Origin of the sequence: Sulfurimicrobium lacus (assembly GCF_011764585.1) — a bacterium.
Classification (GTDB): domain Bacteria; phylum Pseudomonadota; class Gammaproteobacteria; order Burkholderiales; family Sulfuricellaceae; genus Sulfurimicrobium; species Sulfurimicrobium lacus.
In genome coordinates this window covers 2,983,579-3,003,159 of sequence record NZ_AP022853.1, presented here as the reverse complement: position 1 = coordinate 3,003,159, position 19,581 = coordinate 2,983,579, and the positions used below count along the sequence as shown (strand labels likewise).

Annotated in this window: 18 protein-coding genes; 7 read left to right on the top strand and 11 right to left on the bottom strand. The window is 60.0% G+C overall.

Translation table 11 applies throughout. The features are described from left to right. Positions 1–21 precede the first annotated feature (21 nt). From SKTS_RS14505 to era, 6 genes are all read left to right on the top strand, one after another. The gene (locus SKTS_RS14505; protein WP_173066506.1) at positions 22–972 is read left to right on the top strand and encodes a type IV pilus assembly protein FimV; all 951 of its coding nucleotides are present in this window, start codon (positions 22–24) and stop codon (positions 970–972) included. A 156-nt stretch (positions 973–1,128) separates the two neighbouring features. Next, entirely contained in the window at positions 1,129–2,922 is a 1,794-nt protein-coding gene (lepA, locus tag SKTS_RS14500; RefSeq protein WP_173066503.1) for a translation elongation factor 4, read from the top strand. Between the two features lie 119 nt (positions 2,923–3,041). Continuing rightward, the gene (gene lepB, locus SKTS_RS14495; RefSeq protein WP_173066500.1) at positions 3,042–3,869 is read left to right on the top strand and encodes a signal peptidase I; all 828 of its coding nucleotides are present in this window, start codon (positions 3,042–3,044) and stop codon (positions 3,867–3,869) included. A 9-nt stretch (positions 3,870–3,878) separates the two neighbouring features. Then, positions 3,879–4,265, top strand: coding sequence for a DUF4845 domain-containing protein (locus tag SKTS_RS14490; protein ID WP_173066498.1), 387 nt, complete (start codon positions 3,879–3,881; stop codon positions 4,263–4,265). 15 nt (positions 4,266–4,280) lie between these two features. Then, positions 4,281–4,952 (top strand): ribonuclease III, encoded by a 672-nt coding sequence (gene rnc / locus SKTS_RS14485; RefSeq protein ID WP_173066495.1) that lies wholly within the window; start codon positions 4,281–4,283, stop codon positions 4,950–4,952. Continuing rightward, a complete protein-coding gene (gene era, locus SKTS_RS14480) occupies positions 4,945–5,838 on the top strand; it encodes a GTPase Era (RefSeq protein ID WP_173066492.1) in 894 nt (297 codons plus the stop codon). The genes rnc and era overlap by 8 nt, the downstream gene beginning before the upstream one ends. Before the next feature lie 22 nt (positions 5,839–5,860). Here era and SKTS_RS14475 read toward each other — a convergent pair whose 3' ends face one another. The 3 genes from SKTS_RS14475 to SKTS_RS14465 all read right to left on the bottom strand — a co-directional run bounded on the left by SKTS_RS14475 (position 5,861) and on the right by SKTS_RS14465 (position 9,164). Then, on the bottom strand, positions 5,861–6,373 hold the full coding sequence (locus SKTS_RS14475) for an NADH-quinone oxidoreductase subunit B family protein (protein WP_173066488.1): 513 nt from the start codon (positions 6,371–6,373) through the stop codon (positions 5,861–5,863). 72 nt (positions 6,374–6,445) lie between these two features. Next, a complete protein-coding gene (locus SKTS_RS14470; RefSeq protein ID WP_173066485.1) occupies positions 6,446–7,987 on the bottom strand; it encodes a hydrogenase large subunit in 1,542 nt (513 codons plus the stop codon). 4 nt (positions 7,988–7,991) lie between these two features. After that, positions 7,992–9,164 carry a hydrogenase 4 subunit F gene (locus SKTS_RS14465; protein WP_244617353.1) on the bottom strand — a complete coding sequence of 391 codons (1,173 nt, stop codon included), beginning with the start codon at positions 9,162–9,164 and terminating at the stop codon, positions 7,992–7,994. 35 nt (positions 9,165–9,199) lie between these two features. On the opposite strand from SKTS_RS14465, the gene SKTS_RS19010 reads away from it, so the two are divergent. Then, positions 9,200–9,370 carry a hypothetical protein gene (locus SKTS_RS19010; RefSeq protein ID WP_244617352.1) on the top strand — a complete coding sequence of 57 codons (171 nt, stop codon included), beginning with the start codon at positions 9,200–9,202 and terminating at the stop codon, positions 9,368–9,370. 73 nt (positions 9,371–9,443) lie between these two features. Here the strand turns inward: SKTS_RS19010 and SKTS_RS14460 are convergent, their stop codons facing one another. The 8 genes from SKTS_RS14460 to SKTS_RS14425 all read right to left on the bottom strand — a co-directional run bounded on the left by SKTS_RS14460 (position 9,444) and on the right by SKTS_RS14425 (position 19,443). Then, entirely contained in the window at positions 9,444–10,100 is a 657-nt protein-coding gene (locus SKTS_RS14460) for a formate hydrogenlyase (protein ID WP_173066482.1), read from the bottom strand. After that, positions 10,097–11,050, bottom strand: a complete 954-nt coding sequence (locus tag SKTS_RS14455) for a respiratory chain complex I subunit 1 family protein (RefSeq protein ID WP_173066479.1) — start codon at positions 11,048–11,050, stop codon at positions 10,097–10,099. The genes SKTS_RS14460 and SKTS_RS14455 overlap by 4 nt, the downstream gene beginning before the upstream one ends. Further along, complete coding sequence (gene hyfB, locus SKTS_RS14450; protein ID WP_244617351.1) at positions 11,047–13,065, bottom strand: hydrogenase 4 subunit B; 2,019 nt, start codon at positions 13,063–13,065, stop codon at positions 11,047–11,049. The genes SKTS_RS14455 and hyfB overlap by 4 nt, the downstream gene beginning before the upstream one ends. Positions 13,066–13,241: 176 nt before the next feature. Beyond that, positions 13,242–14,936, bottom strand: a complete 1,695-nt coding sequence (locus tag SKTS_RS14445; RefSeq protein ID WP_173066476.1) for a SulP family inorganic anion transporter — start codon at positions 14,934–14,936, stop codon at positions 13,242–13,244. After that, positions 14,933–15,115 (bottom strand): hypothetical protein, encoded by a 183-nt coding sequence (locus tag SKTS_RS14440; protein ID WP_173066473.1) that lies wholly within the window; start codon positions 15,113–15,115, stop codon positions 14,933–14,935. The genes SKTS_RS14445 and SKTS_RS14440 overlap by 4 nt, the downstream gene beginning before the upstream one ends. 219 nt (positions 15,116–15,334) lie before the next feature. Then, positions 15,335–16,627 (bottom strand): sensor histidine kinase, encoded by a 1,293-nt coding sequence (locus SKTS_RS14435; RefSeq protein ID WP_173066470.1) that lies wholly within the window; start codon positions 16,625–16,627, stop codon positions 15,335–15,337. Beyond that, complete coding sequence (locus tag SKTS_RS14430; protein WP_173066467.1) at positions 16,620–17,291, bottom strand: response regulator transcription factor; 672 nt, start codon at positions 17,289–17,291, stop codon at positions 16,620–16,622. Before SKTS_RS14430 ends, SKTS_RS14435 begins: the two co-directional genes overlap by 8 nt. Position 17,292: 1 nt before the next feature. Beyond that, entirely contained in the window at positions 17,293–19,443 is a 2,151-nt protein-coding gene (locus SKTS_RS14425) for a SulP family inorganic anion transporter (protein WP_173066464.1), read from the bottom strand. Positions 19,444–19,581: the final 138 nt, after the last annotated feature.

Genomic DNA, 19,581 nt, shown 5'->3' with positions numbered 1-19,581 from the left:
CGGAAAATCGGGGATTCCCCGATGCATGCAAATTACTGCGCACCGTATAATCGCGGTGACTCAAACAGCAAGGCAATCATGTATTACTCTCCCCGAATTTTTTCCAGAATTACATTGCTGGTGGCGTTCTTCTTCACGATGCACGCCGGGGCCGAACAAGCGCTTGCTGTTGCGGCTGGCGCGAACGGTGTTCAGGCGCCTTCTGCTGAAGTCGCGGAGCGGCAAGCAGTCGTGCCGGGCAATATCCAGCCCATGCCTGCCGCCGCCAACGCTGAAACCAAATCGAACGGCACGCTATGGCTGCTGCTGGGAGGGGCGGGACTCGGCTTGGTGTTTTTCTGGTTTGGGCGCCGTTCCGGGATGCCTTCAGCACCGCTCGTCGATATGCCACGTCGTGTTGTTCCTGCGCCGCACGAGTCGCATGCCGGTGGAGCCATAAGCGGGGAGGCGGTCAAGTACTGGATACCCCTGGATCAGGACACTACGGTGACGGTAGACGAACTGTCCAGCGTCGAGGAGGAGGCGGAGGTCTTTCTGCTGCTGGGGCGCATGGATATGGCGATCGGGGTGTTGCGCCATCATGTCGAGGCCAACGAAGCTGCCCCGGCTCATGTCTGGATGAGCCTGCTGGATGTCCTGCATGCCCAGGGACTGCGCCAGGAGTTCGAGAAGCTTGCTGCCGAAATCAGGGGGCGCTTCAATGTGACCTTACCCACTTGGGAAGATGCAAATACACGCAGCAACGAACTGACGGGGCTGGAGCATTTTCCGCATTTGTTCGCCAAAGTCACTGCGCAGTGGAATGGCGCGGATTACCTGGACTGTCTGGATTATTTACACAGCCTGACGCAGGATAATCGTAACGGCGAACGCGGAGGACTCCATCTGGAAGCATTCCGCGAACTCTTGATATTGATCGGTGTGCTCGAAATCAAGCAGAAAATGGCTGTCACGCAACCCATGGCTGCATGATGCGGCGTACTTGCTTTGCTCAAACCGTGCTCGCTGTGCTGGTAGCGGTAATTCATCCCCGACCGTGAGTGCATCGCGGGCGGAAATCCGTTAGAATTCGCCTTTAATTTAAAACGGAAAAGGGCACCGACCGTGCCCTTTTTGCTGCATACGAGCATGAACCATATACGCAATTTTTCCATCATCGCCCATATCGACCATGGCAAATCCACCCTGGCCGATCGCATCATCCATCTCTGTGGCGGACTTTCCGACCGTGAAATGGAAGCCCAGGTGCTGGATTCCATGGATATTGAGCGCGAGCGCGGCATCACCATCAAGGCTCAGACCGCTGCGCTGGAATACAAGGCGCGCGACGGCCAGATTTACCGCCTCAACCTGATTGACACCCCCGGACACGTGGACTTCTCTTATGAAGTCAGCCGCTCGCTGGCTGCCTGCGAAGGCGCGCTGCTGGTAGTGGACGCGTCCCAGGGCGTTGAAGCGCAGAGCGTGGCCAACTGCTATACCGCCATCGAGCAGGGCGTGGAAGTCGTACCGGTGCTCAACAAGATCGACCTGCCCAGCGCCGAGCCGGAGCGAGTTATCCAGGAAATCGAGGATATCATCGGCATCGACGCAAAGGATGCAGTGCTCGCCAGTGCCAAGACCGGATTGGGCGTGCAGGATGTCCTGGAAGCGGTGATCGCGCGCATCCCCCCGCCCAAGGGCAATCCTGATGGGCCGCTCAAGGCGCTGATCATCGACTCCTGGTTCGACAACTACGTCGGCGTGGTGATGCTGGTGCGGGTGGTGGACGGTATGCTCAAACCCAAGGACAAGATTCGTCTCATGGCCACCGGCGATGTGCATCTGTGCGAGCAGGTCGGCGTGTTCACCCCCAAGTCTCTTATCCGGACGCAGCTTTCCGCAGGCGAGGTGGGGTTTATCATCGCCGGCATCAAGGAATTGAAGTCCGCCAAAGTGGGCGATACCGTGACGCTGGCGAACAATCCCGCCAGCGAGGCGCTGCCCGGCTTCAAGGAAATCAAGCCGCAGGTGTTCGCCGGACTGTACCCGGTGGAGTCGCACGACTACGAAGCGCTGCGCGATGCGCTGGAGAAGCTCAAGCTCAACGACGCCTCGCTGCAATACGAGCCGGAAACCTCGCAGGCGCTGGGATTCGGCTTCCGCTGCGGCTTCCTCGGCCTGCTGCATCTCGAGATCGTGCAGGAGCGCCTGGAGCGCGAGTACGACATGGACCTCATTACCACCGCTCCGACGGTGATCTACGAGGTCGTGATGCGCGACGGAACCGTGCTGGAAATCGAGAATCCGTCCAAGCTGCCCGACCTGTCCAAGATCGAGGAAATCCGCGAACCGATCATTACCGCCACCATCCTGGTGCCGCAGGAATATGTCGGGGCCGTGATTACCCTGTGCACACAGAAGCGCGGTTCGCAGACCAATATGCAGTACATGGGGCGGCAGGTGATGCTGACCTACGACATGCCCATGAATGAAGTGGTGATGGACCTGTTCGACAAGCTCAAGTCCACCAGCCGCGGTTATGCGTCGCTGGACTACGAATTCAAGGAATTCCGCACCGCCGATCTGGTCAAGGTGGATATCCTGATCAACAACGAGAAAGTGGATGCGCTCTCGGTGATCGTGCACCGTGCCAATTCGATTTATCGCGGCCGAGAACTGGCCGCAAAGATGCGCCAGCTGATCCCGCGCCAGATGTTCGATATCGCGGTGCAGGCAGCCATCGGCTCGCAGATTCTGGCGCGCGAAAACGTCAAGGCGTTGCGCAAGAACGTGCTGGCGAAATGTTACGGCGGCGACGTGTCGCGCAAGCGCAAGTTGCTGGAGAAACAGAAGGCAGGCAAGAAGCGCATGAAGCAGGTGGGTAACGTGGAAATTCCGCAGGAAGCGTTCCTGGCCATTTTGCAAGTGGATAACAAGTAGGTGAGGGGTGAGAAGGTGAGGGGTGAGAAGGTGAGGGGTGAGGTGGAAAGTCAACACCACGCACCGAACCCGGTTTTACCCCTCACCCCTCACCCCTCACCCCTCACTCGGGGTAACAAATGAATTTTGCTTTAATCATGCTGGTCGCGCTGTTGTTAACCGGCGCCATCTGGCTGTTTGATATTTATCTGGGCAAGCCGCACCGCGCCAAGGAAGCCAAGGACCCAATCCTGGTCGAATACGCCAAGAGTTTCTTTCCGGTCATCCTGGTGGTGTTCCTGTTGCGCTCTTTCCTGGTCGAGCCGTTCAAGATTCCCTCCGGGTCCATGCTGCCGACGCTCCTGGTGGGGGACTTCATCATCGTCAACAAGTACACCTATGGCATTCGCCTGCCGGTCGTCAATACCAAAATCATCGAGGTGAACCAGCCGCAGCGCGGCGATGTGATGGTGTTCCGCTACCCGGAAGACCCGTCACTCGATTACATCAAACGCGTGGTCGGACTGCCGGGTGATCGCGTCGTTTACCGCGACAAGCGGCTGACCATCAACGGCAAGCCGGTGGCGATGGAAGACCGCGGCGAGGAGTTCGGCTACGAGAAGAGCGGTCTCAACTATGTCACTGCCAAACGCGCCTATGAACAGCTGGGCAGTCACAAGCATGCGGTGTTGCTCCTGCCCGAGTTCCCCAGCGTGCGTCTGGGCGACGTCAGGGCGTTTCCGTCGCGCGCCAACTGTGATTACAATGAGGACGGTTTTAGCTGTACCGTGCCGCCGGGGCAGTATTTCATGATGGGCGACAATCGCGACGACAGCAACGACAGCCGCTATTGGGGCTTCGTGCCGGACCGCAACATCGTCGGCAAGGCGATCATGATCTGGTGGCATGCCAGGGAGTTCGTGTTTGTTGGAATGGATTTGAAACGCGTCGGACAGATGATCAACTAGGAGATGGGGATGAAAAAAAATCAGCAGGGGATGACTTTTTTCGGTGTGATATTTGTCGGGATGATCGTGGTATTCGGTGCCATCCTGGTCATGAAACTGATCCCGCCGTATCTTGAATACTGGTCGGTGGAGAAAATTATCGGCGTCATGGCCAAGGACTCTTCTCTGCCAGGCATGACGCCTTCTGAAGTCAGGGATTCTTTCGACAAACGTGCGGTGATCGATAACGTCAACGTGATCAAGGGCTCCGACCTGGAAATCAGCAAGGATCGCGGCACAACCGTGGTGAACGCAAACTACTCGGTTACCGTGCCTCTCGTCGGCAACCTCAGCGCCCTGATGGAGTTCCAGGCGTCTACTTCGGGTTCCGCGCCAGGAAAGAAGCCGATTGACTAAAGCCGTTGCCCACGCATGAAATACCGCGCACTCTGCCGCCAGCTGGGATATGAATTCACACGACCGGAGTTGTTGCGCCAGGCGCTGACGCATCGCAGCCACGGCTCGCCGAATAACGAGCGGCTGGAGTTTCTCGGTGACAGTGTTCTGAACTGCGCCATCGCTGCCCGGCTGTATCAAACCTACCCGCGTCTGCCCGAAGGAGATCTGAGCCGCATGCGTGCTGCCTTGGTCAAGGAGCAGACGCTGGCCGAGGTCGCATCCGGGCTCAAACTGGGCGAGATGCTGATGCTGGGCGAAGGCGAGTTGAAAAGCGGCGGCTTTCGCCGTCCGTCGATTCTGGCCGATGCCCTGGAAGCCATCATCGGTGCGGTTTACCTCGATGCGGGATTTGTCGCTGCAGAAGGGATGATCCTGGCGCTGTACGAGCCGCTGCTGCAGGATCTCGATCCGAAAACCCTCGCCAAGGACCCCAAAACCCAACTGCAGGAATATCTGCAAAGCCGCAAACTCGCCTTGCCGCAATATGAGGTGCTGGCGATACGCGGCGAGGCGCACGAACAGGAGTTTGAAGTGGAATGCATTATCCCCGGCCTCAATATCCGTTCGCTGGGCGAGGGTCACAGCCGCCGCAGCGCCGAACAGAACGCAGCCGTTGCTGCTTATCAGGCGGCAACTCATGACTGACGCAAGCATGAAAGTCGGCTACATCGCGATCGTCGGCCGCCCCAATGTCGGCAAGTCGACCTTGCTCAACCACCTCATCGGGCAAAAAGTCAGCATTACGTCGCGCAAGGCGCAGACTACCCGTCACCGCATTACCGGCATCCGTACCGATGCTGATGTGCAGTATATCTTCGTCGATACGCCGGGATTCCAGACGCAGCACCAGAGCGCATTGAACCGCGTGATGAACCGCAGCGTCACCCAGACTTTGTCGAATGTGGACGTGGTCCTGTTCGTGATCGAGGTCATGCGTTTCGATGCGCGCGACGAAAAGGTGCTTGCACTTCTGCCGCGCAACCGGCCAGTGGTGCTGGTGCTGAACAAGGTCGACAAGGTCGACGACAAGGAAAAATTGCTGCCGTTCATCGAGAAAATGTCGGCGCTTTTTCCCTTCGCGGCCATCGTGCCCGTCAGCGCCCAGCGTGGAGGTCCGCAACTGGATCAATTGCTGCAGGAGATTCGCAGCCACCTGCCCGAGGGCACGCCGATGTACGGCGAGGACGAAATTACCGATCGCAGCGAACGCTTTCTCGCTGCTGAGATCGTGCGCGAAAAAGTGTTCCGCCTGTCTGGTGACGAAGTGCCTTACTCCGTCAGCGTCGAAATCGAGAAGTTCGAGGTGGAGGGCAAGCTGCGCCGAATTTTCGCTGCCATCATCGTGGACCGCGAAAGCCAGAAGCCGATCCTGATCGGCAAAAACGGCGAGAAGCTGAAGGAGATGGCCACCCAGGCCCGCAAGGACATGGAAAAGCTGTTCGACGGCAAGGTTTACCTGGAAGTATGGGTCAAGGTCAAGGGCGGCTGGGCTGACGATGAACGGGCGCTGAAAAGCCTGGGCTACGACTAGCCGAAAAACCGAACCGCTTTTCTCAAGCGCCCTTGCTGATGGCGGTCAGGATGCCCTGCATGATCGCCGTGGGAGTGGGCGGGCAACCGGGAACGGCGACATCCACCGGGATGACATTCGAAATCCCGCCGCAACTGGCGTAATTTTCGCCGTAAATCCCCCCGCAGCAACCGCAGTCGCCGAGCGCGACCACGAGCTTGGGGTCCGGCGTGGCGTCGTAAGTGCGCTGCAAGGCGACTTCCATGTTCTTCGTCACCGGTCCGGTGACCAGCAGCATGTCCGCGTGGCGCGGGCTGGCGACAAAGTTGATGCCCAGGCCTTCAAGATTGTAGTAGGGGTTGTTGAGGCAGTGAATTTCCAGTTCGCAGCCATTGCATGACCCCGCATCGACGTGACGGATGGCCAGCGCGCGGCCGAAGTGCTTGAGAATGTCTTCCTGCAGGCGCTGCTGAACAACCCGCAGAGACTCGTCCGTGGCGGGTGGCGTTTCGGTCTTGATGCCGGTGCGCAGCATCTGCTTGATGATCTGGTACATTTAATAGCTCTCAGTAATCAGCTGTCAGCGGTCAGCATCTGGCGGTCTGGCTGATAGCTGACCGCTGATTGCTCATAAATCCGTTCCTGTGTAGCTCAAATTGAACGATTTGTTGATCAGCGGAAAGTCCGGCACGATGTTGCCGATCACGGCGTGTTCCAGCAGGGGCCAGTTCTGCCACGACGGGTCATGCGGGTGCAGGCGTTCGATGCGGTTGTCCTTGCCGCTGTGCAATGCCATCAGTACCTCGCCGCGCCAGCCCTCCACCATGCCGACGCCGAAAGCGTTTTCGGGTACGTCCGGAAAGGGCGTGAGGACCGGGCCGGCCGGCATGCGGTCGAGGATCAGGCGGCACAATCTCAGCGATTCGAACACTTCTTCGAAGCGTACGATCACCCGCGCCGCCACGTCGCCGTTTCTATGGGTCGCCATGCGCACGTCGAGTTGGTCGTAAGGGGCGCTCGGATATTGGGCGCGCAGATCCCATGACTGGGCGCTGGCGCGGCCGGCGAAGCCGGTGAGCCCGAGGTTTGCCGCCAGTTCCGGCTTGACGCGGCCGGTAGTGACGAAGCGGTCCTGGGCCCCGGCGTGCTCCTCGTAAATATCGCGCAGGATGCGCACTTCCCGTTCCAGTTCATCGCCATCTTTCACTAGGCGGCCGTAATCGGCGGGCTTGAGATCTACCGCGACCCCGCCGGGGATAATGCTGTCCATCAGGTAACGGTGGCCGAACATCGCCTGGTTGCCGCGCAGCCAGTCTTCCTTGAGGCGCCAGAACTGTGCGAAGCCGAATGCCAGGGCGACATCATTGCCGAGATAGCCGAGGTCGCCGAGGTGGTTGGCAATGCGCTCGCGTTCCAGCAGCAACGCGCGCAGCCACACGGCGCGCGGCTCGGGGGTGAGGTTGGCGAGGTTTTCCGCCGCCATGGCGTAGGCCCAGGCATAGGCGACGGTGCTGTCGCCGGAAATTCGTCCGGCCAGCTTGGCGCCTTGCTCCACGGTCATGGTTTCGGCAAGCTTTTCCACGCCCTTGTGCTTGTAGCCGAGGCGCTCTTCCAATCGCAGCACTCGTTCGCCGATGATGGAGAAGCGGAAATGCCCGGGTTCGATGGTGCCTGCATGCACCGGGCCAACCGGGATCTCGTGCACGCCGTTGCCGGTCACGGTGACGAAGGGATAGGCGTCGTCGCTCAACGGATGCTGGGTTTTGAGGTCGAATTCCTTGCGCAGGGGGAACAGCTCTTCCGGCCAAGCGCCGTGGCGCAGCCATTTGCGCGTGTCAGGGCTGTCCTGCGCAACGATGCCGAGCAGGTCGTACAGCGCGCGTTGCATGCGGTTGGCGGTGGGGAAAATATCGATAATGCTAAGGTAAGTCGGCTCGTTGCTGTCCAGCGCTAGGGTCAGGCAGACCAGGCCGGGAGAGTCCATCATGGCCGCATGCAGCGCGAAGCCTTGTCCGCGGGCGCGTTCGTCGCTGCCCCACAGCGCGATCAGGCGTCCGCCGCCGTCGCGGACTCTGGCGCAGGTGGCACGGAACTGCCCGGCATCCACGGTGGCGCGCCAGGCGGGAAGACCGGTCTTGAGTTCTTCTAGTTGCAGTACGGGATCGCTCATGAAATTAACCCAGCAACGCCGCTGCCTGGCGGTACCAGTCGGCCAGGTAGGGCGGGATGTACAGGCCCAGCATCAAAACCAGCCCCAGGTGGACGAACACCGGTATCAGTGCAGGCGGATGGGGCAGGCGTAATGCCTCGGTTTCGCCGAACACCATTGGCTGCACTTTGCCGAAAATTGCGGCGAAAGCCACGCCCAGCGCGATCAGCAGGAACGGCGTGGCCCACGAGTGTTCGTGCATGGCGGTGGTGATGATTAGGAATTCGCTGGCGAAAACGCCGAACGGGGGCATGCCGAGGATCGCCAGGCTGCCAAGGATCAGCCCCCAGCCGATGGTCGGGCTGGTCCTGATCAAGCCGCGGATGCCGTCCATGAGCTGGGTGCCGGCGTTCTGCGTAGCGTGGCCGACGGCATAAAAGATGGCGGATTTGGTTAGGCAGTGAACGGTCATGTGCAGCAGCGCGGCAAAGGTTGCCACCGCGCCGCCCATGCCGAAGGCGAAGGTCATCAGCCCCATGTGTTCGATGGAAGAATAGGCGAACATGCGCTTGATGTCTTTCTGGCGCGACAGGAAGAATGCCGCCATGACCACCGACAGCAGCCCGAAGCCCATCATTAGGTTGCCGGCGAAGTGGGTTTCCAGCGCGCCATCCACCAGCACCTTGGAGCGCACCACGGCATAGAGGGCAACATTGAGCAGCAGGCCGGAGAGCACGGCCGAGATAGGTGTCGGGCCTTCGGCGTGCGCATCGGGCAGCCAGTTGTGCAGAGGGGCCAGCCCGACCTTGGTGCCGTAGCCCACCAGTAGGAAGACGAAGGCGAGGGAGAGCACGGTTGGTTCCAACTCGGTCTTGACCGCGTTGAGGTGCGTCCACAGCAGCGCGGTACCCCCGGCGCCGAGCACTTTTTCCGCCGCGAAGTAGAGCAGGATGGTGCCGAACAGCGCCTGGGCGATGCCCACGCCGCACAGGATGAAGTATTTCCACGCGGCTTCCAGCGACGCCGGGGTGCGGTACAGCGAAACCAGCAGCACCGTGGTGAGCGTGGCTGCTTCCATGGCCACCCACAGGATGCCCATGTTGTTGGTGGTGAGCGCCAGCAGCATGGTGAAGCTGAACAGCTGGTACATGCTGTGATAGAGGCGCAGCATGTTGCGGCTGAGCTTGCCGTGATGCATCCTCGATGCGCATGTAGGGGCGCGAGAACAGCGACGTGGTGAATGCCACGAAGGCGGTCAGCGCGACCAGGAACACGTTGAAGGAGTCGATGAAAAACTGTTCGCCGAAGGCGGTCATGGGGCCGCCGCTGATGATCTTCAATGTCAGTACGGCGGAGGCGACCAAGGTGCCGAAACTCATCAGCGAATTGAGTTCGGGCGCATAGCGTTTGCCACCCAGCAGCGCTAATAAAAGCCCGCCGGCGAGAGGAATGCTGAGCAGCCAGATAATTTCCACGTTCAATCCTCTTTCAGCTTTTCCATATGCTTGATGTCCAGGCTGTCGAACGTCTCGCGGATGTGGAAGAAGAAAATGCCGAATATGAAAGAGCCCACCAGCACGTCCAGTGCGATGCCCAGTTCCACCACCATCGGCATGCCGTAGGTGGCGCTGGTGGCGGCGAAAAACAATCCGTTTTCCATGGCCAGGAAGCCGATCACCTGGGGTACCGCCTTGCGCCGCGTGATCATCATCATGAACGACAGCAGTACGGTGGCGAGCGCGATGCCCAGCGTGCTCTTGGTGATGGTTGCCGAGAGTGCGGATATGGGCAGGGCCAGGTTGAAGGCGAAGACCACCAGGCCGATGCCGATCAGCATGGTGGTTGGTATGTTGATGAGGGTTTCAACGTCCCACTTGATGTCGAGCTTGCGGATCAGGCGGTGCAGCAGCCAGGGCAGGAATATGACTTTCAGCAGCAGGGTCAGGCCGGCGGAGTAATACAGGTGGTGCTGGTGCGACGACCACGCCACGACCAAGGTGGAAACGCTCAGTATCAGGCCTTGCCAGGCGAACAGGTTGATCAACCTGAGAATCCGTCTCTGCGCGAGCATGGCGAAAGAAATGAGCAGCAACAGGGATGCGAAGAGATCGATGAGTTGGCCTTGCATGTTCATGCCACGCTAGTCCGCAGGAAGTGAGTGAGTATGCCCAGCACTGCCAGCAGGAATGCCGTCCCCAGGAATTCCGGGGCGCGGAAGATACGCAGCTTGGCCGATACGCTTTCGAGCAGGGCCAGACCGAAACCCGCCGCGGCGAGTTTGATGACCAGCAGTACCAGCGCCAGCGGCAGCGCGTTCCATTCGCCCACGCCGGCAATGCCCCACGGCAGGAACAGGGCAAAGCCGATGGTGATGTAGGCGAACAGCTTGATGGCGCTAGCCCATTCGATCAGTGCCAGATGGCGCGCCGAGTATTCCAGGATCATGGCCTCGTGGATCATGGTGAGTTCGAGGTGGGTGGACGGGTTGTCCACCGGGATGCGCGCATTTTCGGCCAGCAGCACCATGATGAAAGCAATGGCGGCGAACGCCAGGCTGGGGTGCAGCACGAACTCTTTGTGCGCCAGCACGCCCACGATGGTGGTGAGCGAGGTTGAATGACTGATGGCGGCGGCGGTAAAGAAAACCATCATTAGCGCCGGCTCGGCGAGGAAGGAAACCAGCATTTCGCGCCTCGCGCCCAGCGTGCCGAACGAGGTGCCGACGTCCATCGCCGCCAGCGCGATGAACACCCGTGCCAAGGCGAATACGCCCACCAGCGCGATGACGTCGACTACCGTGGAAAGCGGTAGATCCACGGCAATCACAGGCACCATCGCGGCGGCCAGCCACATGCTGACGAACAGGATGTAGGGGGTGTAGCGGAACAGCGGGGAGGCGTTGTGGGCCAGCACTGCGTCCTTCTGAAACAGCTTGGCCAGGTTGCGGTAGGGCTGGAAGATGCCTGCCGCGCTACGGCTTTGCATCCAGGCGCGACAGGTATTTACCCAGCCGAGCAGGAGCGGCGCGGCGAGGACGACCAGCATGTTTTGCAGCAACTGCAATGATAAGGTCGAAGTATTCATCGGACGAAAGCCAGCAACGCCATGAGCGTAACGAAGCTGTACAGCAGGTAAAGGGATATGCGGCCGTGCTGCAGCTTGCCGATCAGCGCGGACAGCCACTCGGCAAGACGGGCGACAGGATGGTAAATCAGGTCCCAGATCTGGTCGCGGGTTTCCCCGTGGTAGTGGGGGTGGGTATCGAAGGGGTTGGGCACCTCGCGCACGATACCGAAGAATTGTTCGAAAATTTGGCGGATCGGCTGGCCGAAGCCTTCAGCGCTGTCCTGCATGCGCGGCGTCTGGGCGGGATAGCCGCAGTCCCAGGCCGGGCCGCGGCGCACCTTGCCATGGTAGAACTTGCGTGCGAACAAGAACGTGAAAATGAAGCCGGCAAGAATGATGAGGAACAGAATCAGCGGGCTGTAGCTGGCGCGTTCCGCGGCGACCGGGGTGAGCCAGAGCCACCCGCTACTGGCGGCGCTGCCGCCGAGGTCGCGACCGACCAGGGCCATCGCGACGTTGTCGATCTGGAGGATAAAAAACACCGGGGACAGGCCTAGTATCACGCACCAGCCCGCTAGCCAGAGCATGCCCGCCCGTTCCAGCGGGCCTGCGTCGTGGGCTTCAGCGAGCCGTTCTTCGCGTGGCTGACCGAGAAAAATGATGCCGTAGAATTTGACCATGGCGTAGGCGGCAAGGGCGCCGGCCAGGGCAAGCGCCGCCGCGCCCAGCGGCAGGAGCATGCTGATGTAGAGCTGGTGGGGCATGTTGGGAGCGAGCAGGAATGCCTGCAGCAGCAGCCATTCGGAAACGAAGCCGTTGAGGGGCGGCAGGCCGGAGATGGCGAGCACGCCCACCAGCGCCAGCAGCGCCACCCAGGGCATCTTGTGGATCAGGCCGCCCAGCTTGCCGAGGTTGCGTTCCCCGGTGGAATGCAGCACCGAACCGGTGGTAAGGAACAGCAGCGATTTGAAAAACGAATGGTTGAGCGCGTGGTAGAGCGTGGCGACCAGGGCCAGCGCGGCCACCTGGTCCTGGTTGCTGGAATGAAACAGGATGGTCAGGCCGATGCCGGCGATGAGGATGCCGATGTTTTCGATCGAGGAATACGCCAGCAGGCGCTTCATGTCCGATTGCACCGTGGCGAAGAGCACCCCGTAGAGCGCCGTCAGCAGCCCCAGCGTCAGTGCCAGGATGCCCCACCACCACTGGCTGGTGTGGAGGAGGTCGAACGTCACCCGCAAAATGCCGTAAATGGCGGTTTTCAGCATGATGCCGCTCATCATGGCGGAAACCGGCGAGGGAGCTGCGGGATGTGCCTCGGGCAGCCAGACATGAAGCGGCAGCATGCCGGCCTTGGCGCCGAAGCCGAACAGCGCCAGCAAAAACGCGATGCTGGCCCACAAGGGTGAAAGCGCGTGGTGGCGCATGGTGGCGAAGGTGTAGTCACCCTGACCGCCTTCCAGCACGCCGAAGCACATCAGAATGGCGATGGCGCCGATATGTGCGATGAGCAGGTAAATGAAGCCGGCGCTGCGGATTTCGGGAATCTTGTGGTCGGTGGTGACGAGAAAGTAGGAGGAGATGGCCATCGTCTCCCAAGCCACCATGAACATGTAAGCATCGTCCGCCAGGATTACCAGTGCCATGCTCGCGAGAAACAGGTGGTACTCGAAGCACAGCAATCCCAGCGTAGCCTTGTCCATGGAACGGAAGTAGCCGGCGCCGTAGAGCGAAATGCCGAAGGAGGCCGCCCCCAGAATCAGCAGGAAGAATGCCGAAAGTGCATCGAGCCGGAGATGGAAAGGCAGGTCCGGCAGGCCGAGCGGCAGTGTTGCCACGCTGGCTCCCTGGCCGAGCGCAACCAGGGCGGAAGCAGCCAGAACCAGGGCGGCCAATGCTCCGGCCGGGAAAATCAGTGCCGTGATGAGACGGGGTTTGTCTTGCAGCGCGAGACCAAGCAGACCGATGAGGAACCAGAACGCAACGACGCCGATGACCCAATCAATTGGCAAAGTGCTGGATATGCTAATCACGAAAGTTTCTGAAGCCTCAAAAGTTCGGTGTTATTGTTTTGGTGGAACTTGAATTGTTCCCGGGAGTCTCATAACTAGGTCTTTTCCGTTTTCTGGAAAAAATCTAGTCCGGGAAATTTCCGTGCAGAGGAGTTCGGCGACTGCTTGAATCCGTAAGCATTTACACCATACAACCGCTAGATTCTTACGTCAATCTCGCCGCGCAAATACAGTTGCTCGAAAGCTTCGTGATCGCTTGAAAAGATGTTTTCGTGGCCGATTCCCTGGCTAAGACCGGTTCGGTCCATCACCTCCCGAACCTGTTTCTTCAGGTCACTGAAGCCCAAAGTGATGCCATTGTTCCGGAAGCGACTGATCAGGTTATTGAGCATCTCGACCCCCGAGGCGTCCAGATAATTCACGCCGCTGCATTTCACCAGGATATAGCGCACTGCCGGATTTTCCCTTTCGAGTTTGAGCAGTGCGTCCTCGAAGTAGGACGAATTGACGAACCGGAGCGCGCCATCGAAGCGGATCGCGCCGAGCTTGGGGTGCAATGGAGGGAGCTGGTGCCGCTGGGCGTCGCGCAGTGTTCCGTCATCGTGTTTTCCCAATGCGGCGATATGCGGCTTCATCATGCGGTAGAGCAGCATCGCCAGAGACAGGATGATGCCGGTGAGAATGCCGTTCTGGATGTTGGGCGCAAACGCCAGGGTGGACAGGAAAGTGACCATGGACGCGATGCCGTCATCGCGACTGGCGCGCCAGGCGTTGAAGATTGCCTTGAAATTGATCAGGCCGATGACTGCCATCATGATGATTGCGGCCAGAACCGGCTTGGGCAGGTGGTAGAGCAGGGAGGTGAAGAAGAGCAGGGTCAGCAGGACGAAAATTGCCGAGATGACGGAAGAAAATGGCGTCTGTGCGTTCGTCGCAAGGTTCAGTGCGGAACGGGAAAAGGAGCCGCTGACGGGCATGGAATGGCTGAAAGCCGCGGCGATTTTCGCCAGGCCCTGGCCGATGAGTTCCTTGTTTTCATCCCACGGCTGCCGCGTTTTGATGGCGATTACCTTGGCGCTGGACATGGCTTCCATGAAACTGATGAGCGCGATGACGAAGCCGGCGGGGAGCAGTGCCATGGTGGCGTGCCAGTCAAGCAGCGGCATGCTCAGCGAAGGCAGGCCGCTCGGCACCAGGCCGACGACCTTGCCGCCCAGGCCGGCGTAGTCGAGCATGTAGCTGACCCAGGTCAGCAGGACAACCGTGATCAGCACGCCGGGGAGCTTCGGTGCCAGCTTCTTGAAACCGACCAGCAGGATGATGGCCGAAATGCCGAAGGCTACCGAGATCTCATGCATGGTGTCGATGTGCGACAGCACCTGCCAGATGTCGAGCAGGAAATGGTCGGACTGGCGAGCCGATATGCCTAACAGGGTCGGTAGTTGCGACAGGCCGATGATGATGGCCGCGGCGTTGATGAATCCCATCAGTACCGGATGAGACAGGAAGTTGAGCAGTACGCCCATGCGCAGCGCGCCGAAAAGCACCTGAAACAGGCCGGACAGCAAGGCGAGCAGAATCACGTAAGCGTAGAACATCTCGCTGCCGTGCGCAGCCAGAGGGGCGACGCTAGCCGCCGTCAGCAGCGAGGTCATGGCAACAGGGCCGGTCGAAAGTTGCCGGGAAGAGCCGAACAGGGCGCCGATGATGGTGGGCACCAGCGCGGCATAAAGGCCGTAGTAAGCGGGAACACCGGCTAGCTGGGCATAGGCCAGGGATTGCGGGATGGCTACCAGCGAGACGGTGACGCCGGCGACCAGGTCGTTCTTGAGCTCGTCGGGATTCAGACTGAAGCGCTTGGCTATCGGCAGACGATGAACCCAGGTATTCATCGCTGTGCCTGGACTTTGTTCTGGTCAAGAATTTTTTGTACTTCATCGAAGTTGCCGGCTTCGGCATAGGCGATCGCCGTCAGGTGCCGGTCCAGCTTGCGAAAGAACGATTTCACTGCGGACCATATGGCCAGGCGCGGCGTATCGAAATCACCGATGGATTCGGATGCGTTATTCATGCAGGAGGCTGAAGCCGAAGAAATTTTCATCTGGTTTCTCGCAAATGGATGGGCTGATGCCGGGGCTCATCACACCAGTTGGCAAGATGAGGCGTCGACTATTCGTGGCAGCCTTTTTCGGGAACAGCGGCTAGCTCTAATTTGGTATTGAATGTTACGTTGAGCACCGTCAAGACGGCGTCAAGCAAGCGTCAAGGGAGCGTCAAGAAGGGCGGAAAATCAGGGTGCGAGGGCGGGGGTGTGGTGGGGCGAAGTGGCGAAAAATAATTGGGCGGTCGTGCCGCGGCCTTCCGAGCTTTCAATGACGGTTTCCCAGCCATAGCGGTCGCAGATGCGCTTGACGAGCGACAGCCCGATCCCCGACCCGGCGCTCGTGGAGCCTTTGAAGTGCCGCTGGAAGACTTTGCCGATGTCCTCTTCGCGAATGCCGGGGCCGGAATCGGACACGGTCAGGCAGCCCTCTTCCAGGCAGATGGAGACCGTGCCGGCCTTGGTATAGGCGAATGCGTTGCGGATCAGGTTGGCGGCTACGATTCCGAGCAGCGTCCGTTCCGCCGTAATGCGCGAGCGGCTGCGGCATGCCAGTTCGACCGTGGTTTGCGCGCTGACCAGGTGGCGCTGCGTCTCGACGGCGTGCATGACCACATCCCACACGTCGCAATCCTGCTTGACTGCTTCATCCGAGGTCTCCTCTCGCGCCATCAGCAGCAGGGCGGAGCTCAGATCGATCATTTCCCGTGCTGCCCGCCCGATGCGCGCGATGCGTTTTTGCTGTTTTTCGTCGAGGCGCGGGTCGTCCTCCAGCAGTTCTACCGCGCCCTGGACAATGGCAAGCGGCGTCCTGAGTTCGTGGCTGACGTCTGCCGTGAAGGCACGTTCGCGGTCGATGAATGCGCGCATGCGTTCGAGATAGCCGCCGAAAACGCGGGCCAGCGCACCGATTTCGTCGCGGGGAAAGCCTTTGGTGATTTCTGCGGCATCGTCTTCCGGTTTTGCCTTGCTGACCCGACGGGCCAGTTCGCTGACGGGCGCCACCACTCTTCCCGCCAGCCACCAGCCTATGCCTGCGGAAATCAGCGTCATGATGAGTGCGCCTGACACCAGGTACATCAGGAACTGTTCTTCGCGCTGGCGTTGTCGCAGTTCGTTGAACAGCATGACGTAACGTTCCTCTCCCTTGTTCGCCACGGCGGCCCGATAAGGCGTGCCGTTGAGGGTCAGTTGGTGCTTGCCGGGGGAAAGTTCGAGCAGGACGGGCGGGATGTCCTCGGTTTTTCGTCCGGGCACGTGAACGTATCCGCGCACGCTGATCGTTGCCGGCGGCAGGGAATCGGGATTGCGCGCGCGGCGCGACATGTAGTCCTCTATTTCCGCGCGCAGGGTTTCGTCCATCAGGCGCTCGCCGAGGTTGTGCGCCGTAAAGGACAGGCCGATCGACAGCAGCAGGCTGACGAGGGCGCCGAACCAGGCGAAGGTGAAGGCCAGGCGGAAGCGCAGGCTGTGTCTATTCACTTGCGATTTGGTAGCCGATGCCGCGCAGGGTCTTGAGGAGCGGCTTGTCCGCCTGTTTGTCGATCGCGTTGCGCAGGATGTGCAGGTGCGCCCGCAAGGCGTCGCTGTCGGGCGGAGAGTCGCCCCAGATGTGGCGCTCAAGCTCTTCGCGCGACATCACGCGGGGCGAGTTGCGCATCAGGATTTCAACGATTTTCAATGGAATCGGCGGCAATTCGATGTTTCGTTCGCCGCGCGTTACCTTGAGTGTCGCCGGATCGAACGTCATGTCCCCCACTTGCAGCCTGGCGGGGCCTTTGTGTCCTTGCGCGCGCCGCACCAGTGCAACCAGGCGCGCTTCCACCTCCCGCAATGCGAACGGCTTGACGACATAATCGTCTGCGCCCGCTTCCAGTCCGGCAATCTTGTCATCCAGGGAGTCGCGCGCAGTGAGCATCAGAACCGGCGTTTGTTTACCGGCGTCGCGCAGCCTGCGGCACAAGGTCATGCCGTCGATGCCGGGCAGCATCAGGTCGAGGATGATTACATCGTAGGGGTTGGATGCGGCAAGATGCAACCCCGAAATGCCATCTTCGCCCAAGTCGATGGTGTGACCTCTGGCTTCGAAGTAATCGAATATGTTTTGCGCAAGGTCGCGGTTGTCTTCTACCAGGAGAATGTGCATTTCACAGCCAGGTCTTGACTCCATCGGCCCCGCCAATATGTCCGCCCTTCATCAGGCGGCATTGGGCGTTAGGGTCTTTCTCCAGGACTTCGGCGTAAATCGATTCCAGCGCCTTGTCTTCGTCCGGGAAAATGTTTTCCTGACTGATGTAGTCGAACAGCCCGGAATGGTGCATGACGTCGAGAACCTGCTTCTTGAGGCCGCTGAAAACGACGCGGATGCCGCTGGAGCGTAAACGCTCCACCATGTGATGGATGACTTCCTCGCCTGAGGCGTCGAGCTGGTTGATGCCGTCCGACACGATCAGCAGATGCTTGGCGCAGGGGCTGTTGGCCACGGCTTCCAGAATGACGTCCTCGAAGTAGGGCACGTTGGCGAAGTACAGCGAACCGTCGTAGCGGATGGCGATGATGTATTCGCTGATCGGGAGATTGTTGATCTTGGCGTCGCGCAGGGTGCCGTCGTGGTAGCGGCCGAGAATGGCGACGCGCGGCGTCATGGTGCGGTAGAGATAGAGGATGATGGCCAAGCCGGCGCCTACCATGATGCCGTTGTCCAGGTGCGGGGCGAACGCCAGGGTGGCGACGAAGGTCACCACCGAGGCGATGCCGTCATGCTTGTGGGTGTGCCAGGCATGCTTGATCGCCTTGAAATTGATCAGGCCGATCACCGCCATCATGATCACTGCTGCCAGCACCGCCTGGGGCAGGTGATACAGCAGCGGCGTGAGGAACAGCAGGGTGACCAGTACGATGATGCCGGCGAACACCGAGGACATCCCCGTTACCGCGCCGGCATTGAGGTTGACCGCCGAGCGCGAGAAGGAGCCGCTGACCGGGAAAGCCTGGCTGAAGCTGCCGATCAGGTTGGACAGGCCCTGTCCCAGCAGTTCCTGGTTGGGGTCGATGCGTGCCTTGGTCTTGGCGGCCATGGCCTTGGCGATGGAAATGGCTTCCATGAAGCCGACCAGGGAGATGACCAGCGCACCGGAAAGCATGGTTGTCACCATGTCCCAGCTGAATTGCGGCACGTCGACCTTGGGCAGGCCGGCTGGAATCGCGCCCACCACTTCGCCGCCGCCGACCAGTTTCATTTCGCCCTTGCTTACCTTGCGGATACGCCAGCGGTAGCCATCGGATTTTTCACCTTGGGGGAGCTGCCCTGCCAGGTAGAGTTTTGCAGGCTGGCCATCGGTCGCCGGCACCTGTTCGAAGATGAACTTGCGCATGGAACGCGCCAGCTTGCGATTTTCACCTTCGCTGTCCTTCAGTTCCAGCTTGAGCAGTTCCAGTTCGTACTTGAGTGCCGCGGTGCGTTGCGAACCGCCTTCATGGGCTTTCTGGTGCTGCTTGAGTTCCAGGGACTTGGCGCTGATCTTGTTGTTGAGCGCGTCGATCCTGGTTTCAGTGCCGGAAAAGTCATTGGCCAGGGCCTTGACCTCGACGTCCATGATGTCCTCGATCCGGCCCTTGCTGTTGTGCTCGAAGCCAATGGCCCAGCTCACCACGGTGGTGAGGGCGACCGCGATCAGCACGCCGGGCATTTTTGGCGCGAATTTTTTCAGGCCGAACATGATGGCGAAGGCGCAAATGCCCATGATCAGCGTGGGCAGATGGGTGTCGCCGATCTGCAGCAATACGCCCCAGATATCCTGGATGAAATGTTCGCTGCGTCCCATGGAAACGCCGAACAGCTTGTTGAGTTGGGACAGGCCGATGATGATGGCGGCGGCGTTGGTGAAGCCGACGATCACCGGGTGCGAGAGGAAGTTGACCACTACGCCGAGCTTGAAGGCGCCCAGCGCGAGTTGGATGATGCCCACCAGCATGGCCATCAGGATGGCGAGGGCGATGAATTGCTCCGAGCCGGTGGCGGCCAGTGGCGCCAGGGTGGAGGCGGTGAGCAGGGAGGCCACGGCCACCGGGCCGGTGGCGAGCTGCGCCGAGGATCCCCACAGGGCGGCAATGATACCTGGCAGGAATGCCGCATACAGTCCGTAGTAAGGGGGAAGTCCGGCCAGCTGGGCATAGGCCATGGATTGCGGGATCAACACCAGCGCCACGGTGATGCCGGCGATCAGGTCGGATTTGATATTTGTCCCGCTTAACGGGAACCAGCGCAAAAATGGTAGAACGCGTGCAACCTGAATCATGAGTTATTTCCCCCTGTGACCTGCATTCCGGTCGGAAATGAAACGGATTCGCCGGACTTCATGTAGTCCTTAAATCATACCAGCGAGACCGGCGGAAAGACATCAAATCATCATGGTCTTTGGCGGCGGAGGTCAGGC

Coding starts and splice junctions, on each gene's coding strand:
- rnc (WP_173066495.1), top strand. CDS start 4,281: ATGAAATACCGCGCACTCTGCCGCCAGCTGGGATATGAATTCACACGA.
- lepB (WP_173066500.1), top strand. CDS start 3,042: ATGAATTTTGCTTTAATCATGCTGGTCGCGCTGTTGTTAACCGGCGCC.
- SKTS_RS14440 (WP_173066473.1), bottom strand. CDS start 15,115: ATGAATAACGCATCCGAATCCATCGGTGATTTCGATACGCCGCGCCTG.
- SKTS_RS14475 (WP_173066488.1), bottom strand. CDS start 6,373: ATGTACCAGATCATCAAGCAGATGCTGCGCACCGGCATCAAGACCGAA.
- SKTS_RS14445 (WP_173066476.1), bottom strand. CDS start 14,936: ATGAATACCTGGGTTCATCGTCTGCCGATAGCCAAGCGCTTCAGTCTG.
- SKTS_RS14460 (WP_173066482.1), bottom strand. CDS start 10,100: ATGAACATGCAAGGCCAACTCATCGATCTCTTCGCATCCCTGTTGCTG.
- SKTS_RS14470 (WP_173066485.1), bottom strand. CDS start 7,987: ATGAGCGATCCCGTACTGCAACTAGAAGAACTCAAGACCGGTCTTCCC.
- lepA (WP_173066503.1), top strand. CDS start 1,129: ATGAACCATATACGCAATTTTTCCATCATCGCCCATATCGACCATGGC.
- era (WP_173066492.1), top strand. CDS start 4,945: ATGACTGACGCAAGCATGAAAGTCGGCTACATCGCGATCGTCGGCCGC.
- SKTS_RS14455 (WP_173066479.1), bottom strand. CDS start 11,050: ATGAATACTTCGACCTTATCATTGCAGTTGCTGCAAAACATGCTGGTC.
- SKTS_RS14430 (WP_173066467.1), bottom strand. CDS start 17,291: ATGCACATTCTCCTGGTAGAAGACAACCGCGACCTTGCGCAAAACATA.
- SKTS_RS14505 (WP_173066506.1), top strand. CDS start 22: ATGCATGCAAATTACTGCGCACCGTATAATCGCGGTGACTCAAACAGC.
- SKTS_RS14465 (WP_244617353.1), bottom strand. CDS start 9,164: ATGCATCACGGCAAGCTCAGCCGCAACATGCTGCGCCTCTATCACAGC.
- SKTS_RS14490 (WP_173066498.1), top strand. CDS start 3,879: ATGAAAAAAAATCAGCAGGGGATGACTTTTTTCGGTGTGATATTTGTC.
- SKTS_RS14425 (WP_173066464.1), bottom strand. CDS start 19,443: ATGATTCAGGTTGCACGCGTTCTACCATTTTTGCGCTGGTTCCCGTTA.